The following is a 16,180-nucleotide window of genomic DNA, read 5'->3' as shown; positions in this document are numbered from 1 at the left end:
TCGCATCCCTAGCCCTTCCCACCCGTGGGGGAGGAGGGAGTGTCTGTAGCTGAACCCTTAGCTGAGCATGAACACCTTCAGGCTGCGGGGGCCGTGGGCGCCGAGCTGGATGGTCTGCTCAACGTCGGCGGTGCGCGAGGGGCCGGTGATGAGATTGACGGTTCGTGGCCAGGGCTTATCCCGCTCCCGGAGTCGCATCCAGGCATCCTCCAGGCGGTCCACCACGTTCGCTGACGCCAGCACCACGAAGTGGTATTCAGGCAGGAAGTTGATGGTGGTGGGGTCATCTGCACCTGAAGCAAGGACCAGGGTACCCGTCTCGGCCACGCCACAGACCGCCTGACTCAGGCCGACGGTTTCATCGCCCAGGGCGGGGCCGAAGCGGGGGGCCAGTCCGGCGCCAGCCCAGTCCAGGTGAGCCAGCGCCGGGGCCACGACGACCGGCCCATCAAGGCCCTGTTGCTGCATGACGCGGGCAAGTTGTCGGGGAATGTCATCTGGCTGATCCAGCCATTCAACGGTGCCGGCGGCCTGCTCCAGCGCACTTTCAAAGTCTCTCTCCCCTCCCGGGAGAGAGGTTGGGGTGCGGGGAAACTCAGGCACTGTGCTCCCCGTGCCCCTCATCCCCGACCCTTCTCCCCCGAGAGGAGAAGGGAGATCATGGGTGGAGCCCTCAGCCTCAGATCCAGAGCCCCTCTCCCCCCCGGGGAGAGGGGTTGGGGTGAGGGGTGTGGAGGGCACGGTATCTCCTCCGCCCAACATCTCCAGAAAACTGCGCCCCTCCGGTACCGGCAGATATCTCCCGCCCTTGAACCACCCGGACGCCATGGGCAAACGCTGGAGCACACCCTGCCCCCTCCCCAGCCAGCCCAGGGTCCGCGCCGACCATCGCGCCACCGGGCGGTACAACCCCGGCCGCCTGGCCACCTGACCCCATAGCCACACTGCCCAGCGGGGCCGTCGACCGATCACCCGCTGCTCGAATTGATACTCCCTCAGCCCCCGAAGCAGTTCCGGCAACGGAATCTTCACCGGGCACACCTCGGCACAATGACCATTCAGCGTGCAGGCCTGGGGGAGATCCTGGGCACTGCCCAGGCCGCGGGTCAGGGGGGTGAGCACCGAACCCATGGGCCCGGGGTACACCCATCCATAGGCATGACCGCCGATGGCGCCATACACGGGACAGTGATTCAGACAGGCCCCGCAACGAATGCAGCGCAGCATGGCCCGGTAACGCGGATCTGCCAGCATCCCGGAGCGGCCGTTGTCCACCAGCACCACGTGATGGGCCAGCGGGCCATCCGTGTCATCGGCGCGGCGTGGGCCGGTGGACAGGGTGGTGTAGCTCGTCATCACCTGTCCCGTGGCACTGCGGCCCAGCAGGCGCAGCAGGTTTGTCATGTCCTCCAGCGTGGGCACTACCCTTTCGATACCCGTCACGGAAACATGCACCCGGGGCAACGTGGCGGTCAGATCCCCGTTGCCCTCGTTGGTGACAATCACACTGGCGCCGTTCTCGGCCACCAGGAAGTTGGCACCGGTGATGCCCACATCGGCGGTGAGGAAGCGCTCACGCAGCACACTGCGGGCCTCGTTCACCAGGCCCGGGATACTGGTCACCCGCTCGGCAAAACCCAGTTTCCGGTGGTGTTCGTGGAAGAGTTCGGTGATCTGCTCGCGGGTCTTGTGGACCGCAGGCGCAATGATGTGGCTGGGGGTCTCATGGGCCAGCTGGATGATGTACTCACCCAGGTCGGTCTCCACCCGATCGTAGCCGGCATCATCCAGGGCCTCGTTGAGCCCCACCTCCTCGGCCACCATGGACTTGCCCTTGGTCACGCGCCGGGCACCCGCCTGCGCGCAGATATCCAGGACAATGCGCCGAGCCTCCTCGGCGTCGGCGGCCCGATGCACCTGACCACCCTGGGCCTCGAAGGCCTGAATGAACTGATCCAGGTAATCTTCCAGGTGATCCAGGGTGTGGTCCCGGATGGCCACCCCCTGGTCGCGCAGGGCCTCGAAGTCAGGACGGGCATCCACCGCCTTGCGGCGCTTGAGCACGAAGCCGTCTCGCGCGCGGCCCAGTGCCTGCTCCAGATGTCGATCGTTCAGTGCCACCCGGACCCGGGCCTTGAAATCTGTCGTGGACGTGTTCATGCCCTGCCCTCCCCGATGGCCTGCCCATCTGCCCGTCCGGCCAGCACCTCCGCCACATGAAAGACCCGGACCGGGCTGCCCTCATGGCGCAGCCGCCCGGCAATATTCAACAGGCATCCCAGGTCACCGCCCAACAGGAACCGGGCACCGCTCTCGCTCACCCGCCGACCCTTGTCGGCCACCATGCGTCCGGAGATCTCAGGATATTTCACGCTGAACAGGCCCCCGAACCCACAGCAGACCTGGGCGTCGGTCATCTCGTTCAGCTCCAGGCCCTGCACCGTGGACAGCAGGCGGCGCGGCTGATCCCGCACCCCCAGTTCGCGAAGCCCGGAGCAGGAATCGTGATAGGTGGCCACACCATCCAGACGCGCACTCACCGCTGTCACCCCCATCACATCCACCAGAAAGGACGTCAGCTCAAAGGTCCGGTCCGCCAGGTCCCGAGCCCGGACCTGCAACTCGGGGTCATCGGAAAGCAGCTCAGGATACGCACCTATCATGGCGCCGCAGGTGCCCGAGGGCAGCACCACGTAGTCAAAACCCTCAAATTCCTTCAACACCCGCAGCGCCAACGCCCGGGCGGTGGCGCGATCACCGCTGTTGTAGGCCGGCTGTCCGCAGCAGGTCTGGCCTCGCGGCACACTCACCCGACAGCCCGCCGACTCCAGTAACTGGATGGCAGAGAACCCCACATTGGGGCGATACAGGTCCATCAGGCACGTGGCATACAGGGCCACATGGGGCTGTGCGGGGGAATTCACGGTCATGGTCGCCATCACGAAATGAATGGGCAGGCTTTGCCAAGGATAGACGCTCCACACCGCGTTGGCAGCGTCTTGCTGTCAACCCACTATACTTTCAAGGGGGATCGCGTTCGTTCGGAGCGGGCGCCGGGCTGCCCCGCGGCATTCGACCGCTTTCATGGATCGGCGTGCGCGCGCCGGTTCGTTTCAGGAAGAACCTTAAGGGGAGTGACACCAATGAATGACTATCTGCTGTTTCGCAAGATGATCACCCCGCCCTTCATCCATATCATTTTCTGGATCGGTGTGGCCGCCATCGTGGTCAGCGCCTTGGGGACCATGTTCGGTCAAAACTTCTTCGCCGGGGTTTTGATGCTGGTGCTGGGCGTGGTGTTCTGGCGCATCACCTGTGAACTGATGCTGGTCCTGTTCAGCATTCACGACCGGCTCTCGGAGATCGCCAGAAAGCCTGACTCGAGTCCAGGCCCAGACACCCGGACCTGAACTCCACGCCCCCAGTGCCTCGGCAACGGCGAGGCACTGGGTATCTCCCTGCCCTCTCATGCCCGGGATGTGTGTGCCACACTATCACCTCGCACCCGAAGCTGTTTGATACTTCAGTTGATCAACGCGCCTGCCTCCCGGAGCAGATCATGGACTCGCTCCGCCAGGATGCGATAGCCCTCGGCGTTGGGATGGATGGGATCCGCCTTGAGGGAATCCCGGGAAAGAATATAGGCCAGGGCGTCACCCTCCAGGGTCACGCCCAGTTCATCGGCCAGATCCTGGTACACCTGGGCACCACTGAGCCGCCACAGGGCCGGTGTGGGCACGGCCGCCATCACCACCTGGATGTCCCGCTCGCGAGCCGTGAAGATCATGGCCTCCAGATTCTGCCGCTTGTGTTCGCTGTCGCCCCGCCTCAGCATGTCGTTGCCACCGTGGATCAGGATCAGCAGATCCGGTTGATACTGATCCAGCAACCCGGGCAAACGCGCCCGCCCCTGAGTGGTCACCTCGCCGGGCACGCCTGCGTTGATCACCTCAAGACCGGTCATCCGCGCCAGATGGGACGGGTAACTGGCTCCCGCCGGAGCCCCGGTGCCGTAGGTCAGGCTGTCACCAAAGGCCAGGATCACGGCATCCGGCGGCAATAGCAGCAGGGGCTCCGGCCGGGGGGAGCAGGCCCCCAGCACGAACAGGCACACCACCAGCATCAGTGACCACGGGGCACGACGGTATCCGGACAGCATGAAAACCCCTCTGAGGATATGGGTTGAGTGTCTCATGGCAGGCGCTTTGATCGAGGCTCGAATCCCCCGGATCAACTGGCCTGGATCTGCGCAAAATCTTCAGATTAAGTATAGTCTTAAGCTCGGAAAAGCCTCCGCCCACGCGGTGTCTGACCGAAAGATCCCTGTCATTGGAGCGAAGAGAATTGATGGATTCCTTTCACATTAGACGATTGCTCACTGCTCTGATCCTCCTGTGCCTGCTCCCCTGGCTGCTCAGCGGCTGTGAGCGGGGTTCCGGGGTCGCCCAGGTCCATCCGGACGAATCCGGGGTGTTGGTCGTGGTGACCCGAAATGGTCCCACCACCTACTACCTGGACCGTCACGAGCGCCCCAGCGGCCCTGAATATGACCTGGTGACCGATTTTGCCAAGGCCCATGGATGGGAGGTGGACTGGATGGTGGTCGACTCCACCGCCCAGGTGATCGACGCACTGGAGGCCGGCAAGGCCCATCTGGCTGCTTCCGGGCTGACGCACCTGGAATCCCGTAACCAGCGCTTTGAAAGGGGACCGGCTCACACCGAGGTCACTCAACAGGTGGTCTGCCATCGTGATCTTGCCAGCAAGCCCCGCCAGAACGCGGATCTGGCCAACGTGGAAATCGCAGTGACAGCGGATTCCAGCTATGCCGAGCGGCTGCGGACGCTGGCGAGCGATCACGAGGGGCTCAGTTTTCAGGAAGTGAACAAGGGCACCGAGCGACTGCTGGGAGAAGTCGCGGAAAAGGCCCTGCAATGCACTGTGGCCGACTCCAACATCGTCAAGGTCAATCGCCGATTCATGCCATCACTGAGCGTGGCCATGGATCTCACCGAGGGGCAGAATCTGGGCTGGTACCTGGCTGGAGGAGCCACGGAGCTGGCGGAACAGGCCTTTGGGTGGATGAACAGCCGGGAGGGTGATGAGGCCATTGATCGCATGGAGCGGCGCCATTACGCCTACATCACTGAGTTCGATTTCGTGGACTTGCGAGCACTGAACCGGCGCATCGAGGACCGCCTGCCTGAGTACAAGGAGCTTTTCCTGGCCGCTGAGGAGGAAACCGACATGCCAGCCGACCTGCTGGCGGCCCTGTCCTATCAGGAGTCCCACTGGAACCCCAATGCCCGAAGCCCCACCGGCGTGCGCGGCATGATGATGCTTACACAGAACACCGCACGCTCCCTGGGCGTCACCAATCGGCTGGATCCCGAGCAGAGTATCCTGGCGGGAGCGCGTTATCTGGAGGACCGCCACCGGCGGCTGCCAGAGCATATCCCGGAACCTGATCGCCTCTTCCTGGCCCTGGCCAGCTACAACGTGGGTCGCGGCCACCTCCTGGATGCCCGCCAACTGGCCCGGGACCTGGGGAAGGACCCGGACAGTTGGTCCGACATGCGGGAGGTGTTGCCACTACTCTCGGATGAGCGGTATTACCCTCAACTGAGATATGGCTACGCGCGGGGTTACGAGCCGGTGCATTTCGTGCAGCGCATTCGCAATTACCGCGACGTATTGAGTCAGGCGTTCGACTGAAACACGTCGCCCCTTAACGCTGCGGGCGCTCCCGAAGATCCCCTGCAGGAACGGCTTGATCCCGATCCAGCGTCGCCAGCGCCGGCTGGATCTCCTCGGCGTCTTCCATCAGGAACTGATCGCTGTCCATCCACGGCGGCGGGCCGCTGGGGCGCATTTCCATGATGTTGGACAGGGAAGGCATCTCCACGTGGGATATCAGCTCCGCGGCCGAGTCCCGCGCATCCGGGTTCTGCAGCGTGAGCACCAGCCCGGTGAACAGTACCAGTGCCCCCAGTTGGAACTGCTGGCGGTCGATCGAGTGTCTGGCAAGGATGCGGTCAAGCATGGATGAGGCCTCACAGGTGGCAAGTTGGTGACGTTATCGCTTCGTGCACCTTTGTGCAATGGACCCCTGCCTCAGGGGGTTTGTTCCCCGATGCGATCCAGAACCGCCTTGAGGGCGTCCGGATCTTGCAACACCGGATGATCCCGCCCCAGCGCCAGGAACGCCTCGATGCGATGCCTCAAGGTGCGGTAGGCCTGTTCAAAGGAGGCGTTGATTTGCTCCTCTGTGCCGGTGGCCTTGGCCGGATCATCCACACCCCAGTGGGTGCGCAGGGCCGATCCCAGGTACACCGGACACGTCTCCCCGGCCGCGCTGGCACAGACCGTGACCACCACGTCCGGGGGTTGAGGCAGATCTTCCCAGGATTTGCTGTGAAGCCCCAGGGTGGGAATGCCCTCCCGCTCCAGCAAGGCCAGGGAGCGGGGATGGACCGCCCCGGTGGGCTGACTGCCGGCACTCATGGCCTGCCAGCCCTCGGGGGCCAGGGCGTTGAAGGTGGCCTCGGCCAGGATGGAACGGCAGGAATTCCCGGTACACAGAAACAGCAGGTTCATGGAGCGTTACTCTCGTGACCAATGGAACGGGACAGGGGTATCAGCGAATGATGCTCAGCCAGCCAGCCAGGGCCAGCAGGGTCACCAGCAGCACCGGCGGCGTGATCATGATGCCAATCTTGAAGTACTGCCCCCAGGTGATGTGGATGCCCCTGCGCGCCAGCACATGCAGCCACAGCAGCGTGGCCAAGGAACCAATGGGCGTGATCTTGGGGCCCAGATCCGAGCCGACCACATTGGCATAGATCATGGCCTCCTTGATGACACCGGTCACCTGGGCCTCGTCGATGGACAAGGCAACCACCATCACGGCCGGCATGTTGTTCATGATTGAGGAGAGGAAAGCGGCAATGAACCCGGTCCCCACAGCGGAGGCCATGACGCCGTACTGACCGATCCAGTTCAATGCCCCGGCAATATCGGCGGTGAGTCCGGCATTGCGCAGACCGTAGACCACCAGGTACATGCCAATGGAGAAGATCACGATCTGCCAGGGGGCACTGACCACCACCCGCCGGGTGGAGATGGCCCGCCCCCGGGCGGCCACGGCCAGTAACACCGCAGCGCCCACACCCACGATGGCGGAGATGGGCACCCCCATGGGCTCGATCACAAGAAAGGAGAACAGCAGCAGGGCCAGCACACCCCAACCGGCCTTGAAGACGGCCGGGTCCTTGATGGCCTGTTTGGGCGTACGCAGCCCGGCCAGTTGATAGGTGCGCGGGATCTGCTTGCGGAAGAACAGATAGAGCACGGCCAGGGACGCGGCCACCGAGACCAGGTTGACCACCACCATCACCGAGGCGTATTCACGGAAACTGATCCCGAAGAAGTCGGCAGAAACGATGTTCACCAGATTGGAGATCACCAGGGGCAGACTGGCCGTGTCGGCGATGAAACCGGCGGCGATCACGAAGGCAAAGGCCGCCCCGGCGGAGAACCCCAGCGCCAGCAGCATCTCCAGCACGATGGGTGTGAGCATCAGAGCGGCGCCGTCATTGGCGAACATGGCGGCCACGGCAGCCCCCAGGAGGATGATGAAGGCATACAGCCTGGGCCCGCTGCCCGCGCCCCACCGGGCCACGTGCAGGGCCGCCCATTCAAAGAACCCGGCCTCGTCCAGCAACAGGGAGATGATGATGATGAAGACGAAGGTCAGGGTGGCATTCCAGACGATGTCCACCACGATGGGCACGTCGGAGAACTGCACCACACCGGTGGCCAGGGCCAGCGCGGCGCCGGCCATGGCACTCCAGCCGATGCCCAGGCCCTTGGGTTGCCATATGACGAGGGTGATGGTGGCGATGAAAATCGTCAGGGCGGTGAGGAGCATGAAAGTGTCCTAAGGTTCGGTTGGTTCATCCGGGTCTGTGTCCTGGGACACATGGTCGGCCCTCCCCCCCCGGAAAGGATTGCAACACCCCGGGTCTTCCGCGAGGCAGGCCAACAGGTCGAATCGGGAGATGATTCCCACGAGGCGTTCTCCCTCCACCACCGGCAGGGCCTGTACTCCATGTTCCAGAAACATGCGGGCCGCCAGGGTCATGTCGTCATCGGGGCCCAGTGTGACCAGTTTGCGGGTCATCACCTCACCGGCGGTGCGACCGCTGGCGCGATTCGGGCCCTCGTCCCGGGCGCCACCGATGGGCGACCGATAGTAGGACTCCTTCCACCAGGATTCCCGTTGTTCGATGCGCTCATCGGCCAGCCGATGGGTGAGATCGCCTGTGGTGACGATGCCCTCCAGATGCCCTTCCCCACTCACCACTGGCACGCCGTTGATGCGATGCTCAACCATCAGGCGAGCCACCTCGGGGATGGGTGTATCCGCGTGGATCTGCCGGGGATCCGCGGTCATTAAATCGCGTATGCGCATCAGCAATGCCTCTTCATTCTCAATCGCAGGTCTCGTCCAGAGCTCCACCCCCCACTCGCGAGCAGCACAAGGGTGGATCGAATCCGGTCACTTCGGTCATGATGAGCGCCTCCAGGAGAATGACATTGCTCATGAAGCATACGCTCTGCGATATATCTCATCAACCGCATATGTTCACGCAAACCATGAGAGACTCCACATGTTCACACCGGCGGTTCGCCCCCTCTGGCTCGCGATAGCCTTGCTCTGTGCCCTGGCGGCCAGCCTGAGCATTGTTCTGACCGAGTTCTTCAATCTTCACCCGTGTCATCTGTGCATCTTCCAGAGACTGATTTTCATGGTCCTGGCGGCACTGGCCCTGGGCGGCGTTCTATTCGGGGCCGCCTTGCCCGGCATGATCCTGGGCGTGCTGGTGGTCGCGACAGCGGGCACGGGGCTGGGGGCGGCTGGCTATCAGAGCTGGCTGGAACGCCAGCCCGCGGATCTGGGGTTTTCCTGCGTGGGCGTTGAACCGGGACCCATCGAACGCCTTGTGGAGTGGCTGGGGGACCAGGCACCCACGTTGTTCATGGCCACGGGCATGTGTGACGAGATGGGACCTCAGGTCCTGGGCATCACCCTGGCCAATGCGGCGGTTGTGGGCCATTTGCTGGTCATTGGACTGGCCATCTGGGCCCTGTGGCGGTCGCGACAACAGTTCTGACCGCTTCCGGGGAGGCTGGAGCAGTCAGGGCCCAGCCTCTTCGGGCCTGCCTGGAAGCACAACCAGAGCGCAGGCGGCCGGCAACCCGCGCCCGATGCTGCACCAAGCAGCGATGCAAAGTGCTTACCCTCTGGACTGATAATCCGACTTCCAGCCATCGTACTGACGCACCAGGTCATCCATCACCGCCTGTTCAAAGGGGCGCAGACCGGAGATGACCAGCTTCTTGCGACCACTCCCCACCACCTTCTCATCCGCCAGCAGATCGAAATCCAGGGCGACGTCGCCGCGCTTGCCGTTCACCACCAGCTCGGCGTTGGCAAAGCGCAGGCTCGGGGCCGGTGCCGGCCACTGATCAAAGGCAAAGGACATGCTGTCGTAGAACACCAGCGGGCGCTGCGGGTTGACCATCACGCCATGCTGTTTCATCAGCGGCACCAGGATGTGAGGAAAGTTCTGGCCGGAAAACGCAGCATAGTCCCGGGTGAGGGATTCGATCAGTTGGGGGTCCGTGGAGGGCTCACCCTCCCGCTCCACTTCCAGATAGGTCTTGCCCGCTTCATCCTGGATGGCAAGGCTGGACTCATCGGAGGGCGAGAACCTCAGGGCCACATCGGCGCCCACCATGTTGGTAAAGCGAAAGCCCATGCGCTGACTCACCCCGTAGTGGTTGAGCACGAGGCAGAACAGCAGGTCACCCGGCACACAGAAGCGCTTGGCATCCGGATTGTGAATCGGATTGAAGTCCCCGGCCACCTCCTTGGCAAAGCGGCTGGCCTGATCCGGCGTGACTCGGACAGCCCCGTTGTCACGGGCGTGAAATTCGTCAAGGTAGGAAGGCAAGGGGTCAATCTCCCGGGATGTGGGTTGTGATGCTGCAAAGCCGGTGGATTCTACTAAGCCCGTTGAGTCCAAAGCCAGTTCCCTGACCGACACCTGCCCCCGTGGGAGCGGCCCTCGGCCGCGAAGGGGGTTGCGGGGTTGCACGAACACCGTCACCCAGAGTTTTACATCTGCGGGAGCCTCGGTGGGGTGGACTGCCTGTCCGCGGGACGCCGTGAATACATCCCTGTAGGCTTGACCGCCGCATCCATGCAGCGAACACCCGCTCCCAGGCAGTCCACCCCACCGAGGCTCGGATACTTTGGTGGCTTTCGGTAGGCAAATCCCTTCGCGGCCGAGGGCCGCTCCCACAGGGCATGACCGGGCATGGTCAGTGTCATGTGGATACTGAATCACCGGCGGCCGCGGTGGCGCAGGAACAGGTGTCGGGCCACTGCGCCGATGCCCAGGAACAGGGCCAGCACCAATAGCGGGGCCACCGACTCCAGGCCCAGAGGTTCGGCGCCAGTACCGACATCCACCAAGGCATCCACGGCCGCGGCATACACCATCCACTTGACCCCAAGGCCGATCACCGCCGCCACCAGAAAGGTCTTCAATGGCAAATGCAGCATACCGGCGGCGTAGTTGACCACCGAATGGGGAAATCCGGGCGTCACCCGCAGGGTCAGTTGCGTGAGCAGATCCCCGCGCTCCCGCAACAAATTCAGCACCCGCCCATGGTCGACCTCTTCGGGGTGGGCGCCCCGCAGGCGCCGGGCGACCATGTAGGCCCCCAGGGCACCGAGCACGCTGCCGCAGGTGAGGATCAAGGCAGCCACCGGCGGTGCATAGACCGGGGCCACCACCCAGAGCATGAGGGTACCCGGCAGGGCCGCAGCCAGCAGCAGTGCCTGGAGCAGGATGATGCCCACGGCCACCAGGGGGTTGGCACTCATGGCGTGGCCCCAGTCCAGCAGGGCATCCAGGGAGATGGGCTGCCAGGCGGCCAGCACCAGCCCGGTCACGACCAGGATGATCAGGATCCACAGGCGCGGACGGGCGAGGGGGTGACGACGCGGCTTTCGATCAGTCACGGATGATGGGTTCATCCACCAAAACTACCCACTCCCCCCCTCCGCGACAAGCGGGCCACGTCAAGCAATGACCTATTGCCACGCCTCCAGGCGCTGGGCTGCAAACCGACCCTGCGGGGTCTGGGTGCCCACCTGCTGGACGAAACGCTGATACTCCCGGGCAGCCGCCTGGCGGTTCTGCATGCCCTCGTGGGCCACCCCCTTGAGAAAGATCGTGTTCGGGTTGCCGGGCAGCATGCGCTCGTATTGCTGGAAATGATCCAGGGCAGCGTCTGGCCGGTTCAGCGCCAGTTGATTGATGCCACTGAGATGGACTGCCTGCCCCTCCTCGGGGTAGGCCGCCCGTGCCTGCTCCAGATAGCGCCGGGCCTCCTGATGTTGCCCCTGGGCCGATTTGGCCTTGGACATGAGCACCAGGCCGGGATAGTCGTCAGGTACCTGGCGCAGGGCCTTGGCAAAGTGCTCCTCGGCCTGCCGAGGCTGTTCCCGGGCCAGACGCTCCTCTCCTGCCTGCATCTCCTTGATCGCCGGCTTGATGCGGCGCAGGTCACGGGTATTGTCCATGTACCGCTCGCGACGCACGTTGCGACCCATGGCATCGCCATGACGGGACCGGGCCTCACGCTGAGCGGTATCAAAGCGCTCCTGGCTCATGGGATGGGTGGAGAACATGGTTTCCAGGGCATTGGGCTGACGGTCGGACATGGAGCGCAGCATGTCCATGAGATCCACCATCCCCTGGGGATTCTGGCCTGCCTCGGCCATGTACTGCAGCCCCAGATCGTCTGCCTCACGCTCGTTCTGACGGCTGTAGTGGGCCAGCAGCGCCGTGGCGCCGACCGCGCTCACGGCGTAGATGAGATTGCTGTATCCGGAAAGCTGCTCGGACTGAGCCGCAGCAATGCCAAGCCCTCCCAGCGCCAGGGAGGCCAGCAAGCCGGTGGTCTGGCGTCGCGCCGTATGCCGGGCATTGACGTGACCGGTCTCATGGCCCAGCAGTGCTGCCAGTTGTGCCTCGTCCTCCATCTCCACCATGATGCCGCGAGTGCAGGCCATGGTGCCCCCGGGGAAGGTGTAGGCATTGATATAGTTGGCATTGACCACATTGTGACTGTAGGGCATGTGGGGACGATGGGAGACCTCGGCCACGGAAGTGCCCACCTCGCTCACGTAGCGGTTCACCCGATCGTCGCGCAACAACCCGAAGTCGTTGGAGAACTGGTGCGGCGAGTGCTGCCTGTCAATATTGATCTCTTCCTGCTCGGACATGAGCATGAGACGCTGTTGGCCGGTGACCGGATCGGTTGCGCAGCCCTGCAACTGGGGCACCACCACCGCACCGGCGGAAGCGGCAGACATCAGCCACAGGAAGTCACGTCGGGTCATGCGGCGCTGGAGAATACGGTTACCTGGGTGGGCGTCCATGGTGCAATGTCTCCGGGTGCTTGCGGGTAGGGATGTAAAATCTGAGTCTACTCCTGGATGCGGAGGTTCCCAAGTCTTGAAACCCACCACCCCATGGCGACGCTTCATGGACGCCGTACTCAAACCCGAACCGGATCCGGGCCTGGCCGCCGACATCCGTGCCCAGGCCCGCGCCCGAGCACCCGTGCTCTGGCTGCTGGGCAAGGTGCAGTCGGGCAAGAGCTCCATCGTGCGCAGTGTCACCGGCGACCCCCAGGTGGAGATCGGCAGCGCCTTTGAACCCTGCACCCGGGCCTCGCGCATCCATGAGTTCCCGGCGGATGTCCCGGTGGTGCGGTTTCTGGATACGCGCGGCCTGGAGGAAGCGGGTTACGACCCCAGCGATGATCTGGCCGTGGTGGAACGGGGCGCCCATGCGGTGATTGCTGTGGCACGGGCCATGGACCCACAGCAGGAGACCCTCCTGCGGGTGCTCAGGCAGGTGCGCCGCCGCCATCCGGACTGGGCCATCGTGCTGGTGCAGACCCGCCTGCATGACGGCTACCCGGATGACCGGGATCATCCAGGGCCTGAAGCCCTGGCCCGTGACCCCGACCTTGAGGATCTGCGGCGCTCCATGGAAACCCAGGCGCGGGCCTTCCGTGAACTGCCGGGCCACGGGCCATTCCACCAGGTGGCCGTGGACCTCACCCGCCCGGAGGACGACTTCAGTGACCCGGACTACGGCCTTGATGCCCTGCTGGACGCCCTGGAGGCGGCCTGCAGTGCCGGGCGCGCCGGCCTGATCCGGGAACTGGCACGCAACGCTCGCGACAGCCGCCAGGCCCGCATCCGCCCGCACATACTGGGCTATGCCACCGCTGCCGGGGTCACCGACATGGTGCCCGTGGTAGGCATGGTCACCGTACCCACCCTGCAGGGCAAGATGTTGCACAGCATCGGGGAATTCTATGCCCTCACCTGGGATCGGCCCACGCTCAAGGCCTTCATGGCCTCCCTGGGCTCGGGCACCCTGCTGGGCCTGGGGGCCGGGTTCGCCGCCCGGCAACTGGGCAAGCTGATCCCGGTGTATGGTCAGGCTGCGGGGGCGGCGGTGGCGGGAGCGGCCAGCGCCGCCGTCACCTACGCGCTGGGGCGCGCCGCCTGCTATTACCTTGAACAGGTGCGCATGGGTGTGAATACACCCGAGGGTGTGTCCGAGGCCTTCAATGGCGCCCTCAAGGAGGCTCACACCCTGTTCCGGCGACAAAACGGGCTTAACCCATCCCCGCCCTCGGGAGGACCCCACTCATGACCCGGCCCGGCACGCTCTGGACCCGTTGGGGCGCCCTGGCCGCAGCCTTTGCCGCCGCCACCCTGCCCTTTCTGATCCTGATCCCCCTGGGGGCCTTCTGGCTGTGGCAGCAGGGCTGGCTCCTGATCTGGCTGGGCATCGCCACCGGGCTGGGACTGGTCGGATACACCTTGTCCCTGTGGCTGCAACGGCGGGCCGAGCGCGTGGATGCCATCAGCGATGACAAGGATCAGGGCGCGGTCTCGGCACCGGATGCGGACTGGTCCCCCCGGGACATGGCCGCCTGGCAAAGCGTGCAACAGATCGCGGCCGACTCAGACCCCCATATCGTCGGCGATTACCGCCTGCTGTTGCTGGCCGGCCGGCAAACCATCGAGCAGGTGGCCCGCCACTATCACCCGGAGGAACGCCACCCCATGTGGCGTTTCACCGTACCCGAGGCGCTGTTGCTCACCGAGCGGGTGAGCGTGCGCCTGCGCCGGGTGATGCTGGACAAGGTGCCTGGCTCCCACATGATCCGCGCCAGTCAGTTGATGCGATTGTGGGACTTTCAGCCGGCTGCCAGCACCAGCATGCGCTGGTTTCGCGGTGCCACGCGGGTGTACCGGGCGGCCCGACTGGTCAATCCCCTGGGCGCCGTGATGGCCGAGGCCCGGGAACGCATGGTGTCCATGATGATGGGTGAGGCCGGGGATTATCTGCGACGGCGCGGTGCCCGCATCTGGGTGGAGGAAGTGGGCCGCGCCGCCATTGAACTGTATTCCGGGCGGCTGCGCATCGATACCGAACAACTGGACGAAGCCGCGGCCATGCAGGCCATGGGGCCGGGCGTGGCTCTGGCGGACCAGGGGGGGCCCATCCGCATCATGGTGGCCGGTCAGGCCAACGCAGGTAAATCCAGCCTGGTCAATTGTCTGCTTGACCGGGTGGCTGCCGGTGTGGATGTACTCCCCAGCACTCATGAGGCCAACGGCTATCTGCTGGAGCGTGATGGTCTGCCCGAGGCGGTGCTCGTGGACACCCCGGGACTCAAGGACAGGGAGGGCATTGATGCCCTGGTGGACACACTCTGCGAGAGCGACTGCATCCTCTGGGTGGTGGATGCCCACCGGGCCGATCGGGCCCTGGATGGACGGGCACTGGAGCACCTGCGACAGCGCTTTGCCGCCGACCCGCGCCGCATCCTGCCCCCGATCCTGGTCATCCTGAGCCACGTGGATCGCCTGTCGCCGCCGCGGGAGTGGGAGCCTCCCTATGAGCTGCAGGCTCCCACGCGCCCCAAGGCGCAGGCAATACGCCGCGCCATGGAGGTGATTTCCACTGATCTGGGCGTGTCCGTGGAATCCACCATTCCGGCTCGGCTGGATACCCGGGAGAAGGCCTACAACGTCGACGCCATATGGGACCGGGTCAATGGCCAGCTGGATCGGGCGCAGCGGGGCCGTGCCATGCGCATCCTGCTCAAGGCCTCGCCGGGGGAATGGAAAAGGGTGCTGAAGCAGACGGCTCGCGCCGGGGCCGAGGTCACACGGCGCTGGATGCGCTCGCGCTGATGTCCCGTCATAACCTCATTGGGGCTGCCCGAACAGATGCCAGAGCAGGAAGCCGCCGTAGACGCCCAGCAGGACGATGCTGAGCAGGGTGATCGGCCGGATACCCGTCTCCTCAGGCACCGGCTGCCCCTGCGCCTTGAGTTGCCGCACTCGCCACCAGCGCTTGAAGCGCCACCAGGCGAAGGCCAGCAGGATCAGCAGGGTGAGAAATTTGACCATGGATACAAGGCTCCGCCGGCTGCGTATGCCGGAACTGTGAATTCCATCCCGCTCAACGGGAGACAAACATTAGAATTTGATGATATGGTGTTCATCGTCATTCGCAAACAGGAGTATTGCTGACCATGAAGCATCTCAAGACCGGCATCATTTCCCTGGCCCTGCTGTTGGCCATGATTCCTCTGGCTGCCGCGGCTGACAGCAACCGCGTGGTGGTCACCGTCACCACCGACCAGCCTCAGACCCAGGCAATGGCCATGATCCTGTCCGGGCAGCTTGTAGAGCGCGGTGCCGAACTGCATGTACTGCTGTGCGACAAGGGCGGCGAACTGGCCACCCGTTCCTACGAAGGCCCCACCATGAAGGGCGCCGACGCCACTCCCCAGCAGATCATGCAGAACGTCATGCGTGGCGCTGCCAGCGTGCAGGTCTGCGCCCTGTTCCTTCCCAACAGTGACTACACCAAGGATGACCTGATCGACGGTGTTGGCGTGGCCACCCCGCCGCAAATGGGCGAACTGATGTTTGATGACGCCCGCTTCATGACATTCTAAGGCGACAGGTCGGACCCGCCTCAAAGGCCACCCCGGTCGT

At 64.3% G+C, this 16,180-nt stretch carries 17 protein-coding genes; 6 read left to right on the top strand and 11 right to left on the bottom strand.

Annotated features, from left to right (window positions below; all coding sequences use genetic code 11):
- Window positions 1-57 precede the first annotated feature (57 nt).
- Window positions 58-2,160 (bottom strand): LUD domain-containing protein, encoded by a 2,103-nt coding sequence (locus ECTHA_RS18070; RefSeq protein WP_084306941.1) that lies wholly within the window; start codon window positions 2,158-2,160, stop codon window positions 58-60.
- Entirely contained in the window at window positions 2,157-2,930 is a 774-nt protein-coding gene (locus ECTHA_RS0111160; protein ID WP_025281560.1) for a (Fe-S)-binding protein, read from the bottom strand. The genes ECTHA_RS18070 and ECTHA_RS0111160 overlap by 4 nt, the downstream gene beginning before the upstream one ends.
- A 213-nt stretch (window positions 2,931-3,143) precedes the next feature.
- Here ECTHA_RS0111160 and ECTHA_RS20055 point away from each other — a divergent pair, with 213 nt between their 5' ends.
- Window positions 3,144-3,410: a DUF4282 domain-containing protein gene (locus ECTHA_RS20055; RefSeq protein WP_025281559.1), complete on the top strand. Its 267-nt coding sequence runs from the start codon at window positions 3,144-3,146 to the stop codon at window positions 3,408-3,410.
- A gap of 113 nt (window positions 3,411-3,523) precedes the next feature.
- On the opposite strand, the gene ECTHA_RS0111150 is transcribed toward ECTHA_RS20055, so the two are convergent.
- Window positions 3,524-4,159 (bottom strand): arylesterase, encoded by a 636-nt coding sequence (locus ECTHA_RS0111150; protein ID WP_025281558.1) that lies wholly within the window; start codon window positions 4,157-4,159, stop codon window positions 3,524-3,526.
- A 149-nt stretch (window positions 4,160-4,308) separates the two neighbouring features.
- On the opposite strand from ECTHA_RS0111150, the gene mltF reads away from it, so the two are divergent.
- The gene (mltF, locus tag ECTHA_RS0111145) at window positions 4,309-5,715 is read left to right on the top strand and encodes a membrane-bound lytic murein transglycosylase MltF (protein WP_419397977.1); all 1,407 of its coding nucleotides are present in this window, start codon (window positions 4,309-4,311) and stop codon (window positions 5,713-5,715) included.
- Between the two features lie 13 nt (window positions 5,716-5,728).
- On the opposite strand, the gene ECTHA_RS0111140 is transcribed toward mltF, so the two are convergent.
- The 4 genes from ECTHA_RS0111140 to ECTHA_RS18065 form a co-directional block, all read right to left on the bottom strand.
- Window positions 5,729-6,043 carry a hypothetical protein gene (locus ECTHA_RS0111140; protein ID WP_025281556.1) on the bottom strand — a complete coding sequence of 105 codons (315 nt, stop codon included), beginning with the start codon at window positions 6,041-6,043 and terminating at the stop codon, window positions 5,729-5,731.
- 71 nt (window positions 6,044-6,114) lie between these two features.
- Complete coding sequence (locus tag ECTHA_RS0111135) at window positions 6,115-6,597, bottom strand: arsenate reductase ArsC (protein ID WP_025281555.1); 483 nt, start codon at window positions 6,595-6,597, stop codon at window positions 6,115-6,117.
- Window positions 6,598-6,637: 40 nt separating this feature from the next.
- Window positions 6,638-7,930 carry an arsenic transporter gene (locus ECTHA_RS0111130; RefSeq protein ID WP_025281554.1) on the bottom strand — a complete coding sequence of 431 codons (1,293 nt, stop codon included), beginning with the start codon at window positions 7,928-7,930 and terminating at the stop codon, window positions 6,638-6,640.
- A 9-nt stretch (window positions 7,931-7,939) separates the two neighbouring features.
- The gene (locus tag ECTHA_RS18065; protein WP_244875627.1) at window positions 7,940-8,455 is read right to left on the bottom strand and encodes a CBS domain-containing protein; all 516 of its coding nucleotides are present in this window, start codon (window positions 8,453-8,455) and stop codon (window positions 7,940-7,942) included.
- A gap of 217 nt (window positions 8,456-8,672) precedes the next feature.
- On the opposite strand from ECTHA_RS18065, the gene ECTHA_RS0111120 reads away from it, so the two are divergent.
- Window positions 8,673-9,176 carry a disulfide bond formation protein B gene (locus ECTHA_RS0111120; RefSeq protein WP_025281552.1) on the top strand — a complete coding sequence of 168 codons (504 nt, stop codon included), beginning with the start codon at window positions 8,673-8,675 and terminating at the stop codon, window positions 9,174-9,176.
- A gap of 123 nt (window positions 9,177-9,299) precedes the next feature.
- Here the strand turns inward: ECTHA_RS0111120 and ECTHA_RS0111115 are convergent, their stop codons facing one another.
- The 3 genes from ECTHA_RS0111115 to ECTHA_RS0111105 form a co-directional block, all read right to left on the bottom strand.
- The gene (locus ECTHA_RS0111115; RefSeq protein WP_025281551.1) at window positions 9,300-10,019 is read right to left on the bottom strand and encodes a DUF3581 domain-containing protein; all 720 of its coding nucleotides are present in this window, start codon (window positions 10,017-10,019) and stop codon (window positions 9,300-9,302) included.
- A gap of 392 nt (window positions 10,020-10,411) precedes the next feature.
- Window positions 10,412-11,095, bottom strand: a complete 684-nt coding sequence (locus ECTHA_RS0111110) for a TVP38/TMEM64 family protein (RefSeq protein WP_025281550.1) — start codon at window positions 11,093-11,095, stop codon at window positions 10,412-10,414.
- Between the two features lie 72 nt (window positions 11,096-11,167).
- The gene (locus ECTHA_RS0111105; RefSeq protein WP_025281549.1) at window positions 11,168-12,520 is read right to left on the bottom strand and encodes a M48 family metalloprotease; all 1,353 of its coding nucleotides are present in this window, start codon (window positions 12,518-12,520) and stop codon (window positions 11,168-11,170) included.
- Window positions 12,521-12,626: 106 nt separating this feature from the next.
- Between ECTHA_RS0111105 and ECTHA_RS0111100 the strand changes: the two genes are divergently transcribed.
- Both ECTHA_RS0111100 and ECTHA_RS0111095 read left to right on the top strand, forming a co-directional pair.
- The gene (locus tag ECTHA_RS0111100) at window positions 12,627-13,814 is read left to right on the top strand and encodes a YcjF family protein (protein WP_051582641.1); all 1,188 of its coding nucleotides are present in this window, start codon (window positions 12,627-12,629) and stop codon (window positions 13,812-13,814) included.
- A complete protein-coding gene (locus ECTHA_RS0111095) occupies window positions 13,811-15,367 on the top strand; it encodes a GTPase family protein (RefSeq protein WP_025281547.1) in 1,557 nt (518 codons plus the stop codon). The genes ECTHA_RS0111100 and ECTHA_RS0111095 overlap by 4 nt, the downstream gene beginning before the upstream one ends.
- Before the next feature lie 15 nt (window positions 15,368-15,382).
- Here the strand turns inward: ECTHA_RS0111095 and ECTHA_RS0111090 are convergent, their stop codons facing one another.
- Window positions 15,383-15,586 carry a hypothetical protein gene (locus ECTHA_RS0111090; RefSeq protein WP_025281546.1) on the bottom strand — a complete coding sequence of 68 codons (204 nt, stop codon included), beginning with the start codon at window positions 15,584-15,586 and terminating at the stop codon, window positions 15,383-15,385.
- 125 nt (window positions 15,587-15,711) lie between these two features.
- Here ECTHA_RS0111090 and ECTHA_RS0111085 point away from each other — a divergent pair, with 125 nt between their 5' ends.
- Complete coding sequence (locus tag ECTHA_RS0111085; protein ID WP_025281545.1) at window positions 15,712-16,140, top strand: DsrE family protein; 429 nt, start codon at window positions 15,712-15,714, stop codon at window positions 16,138-16,140.
- The last annotated feature ends 40 nt before the right edge of the window (window positions 16,141-16,180 follow it).

The sequence above is a fragment of the Ectothiorhodospira haloalkaliphila ATCC 51935 genome (assembly GCF_000633935.1).
Taxonomy (GTDB): domain Bacteria; phylum Pseudomonadota; class Gammaproteobacteria; order Ectothiorhodospirales; family Ectothiorhodospiraceae; genus Ectothiorhodospira; species Ectothiorhodospira haloalkaliphila.
The sequence above is the reverse complement of the archived record's forward strand: the minus strand, read 5'-3'. Positions and strand labels throughout refer to the sequence as shown.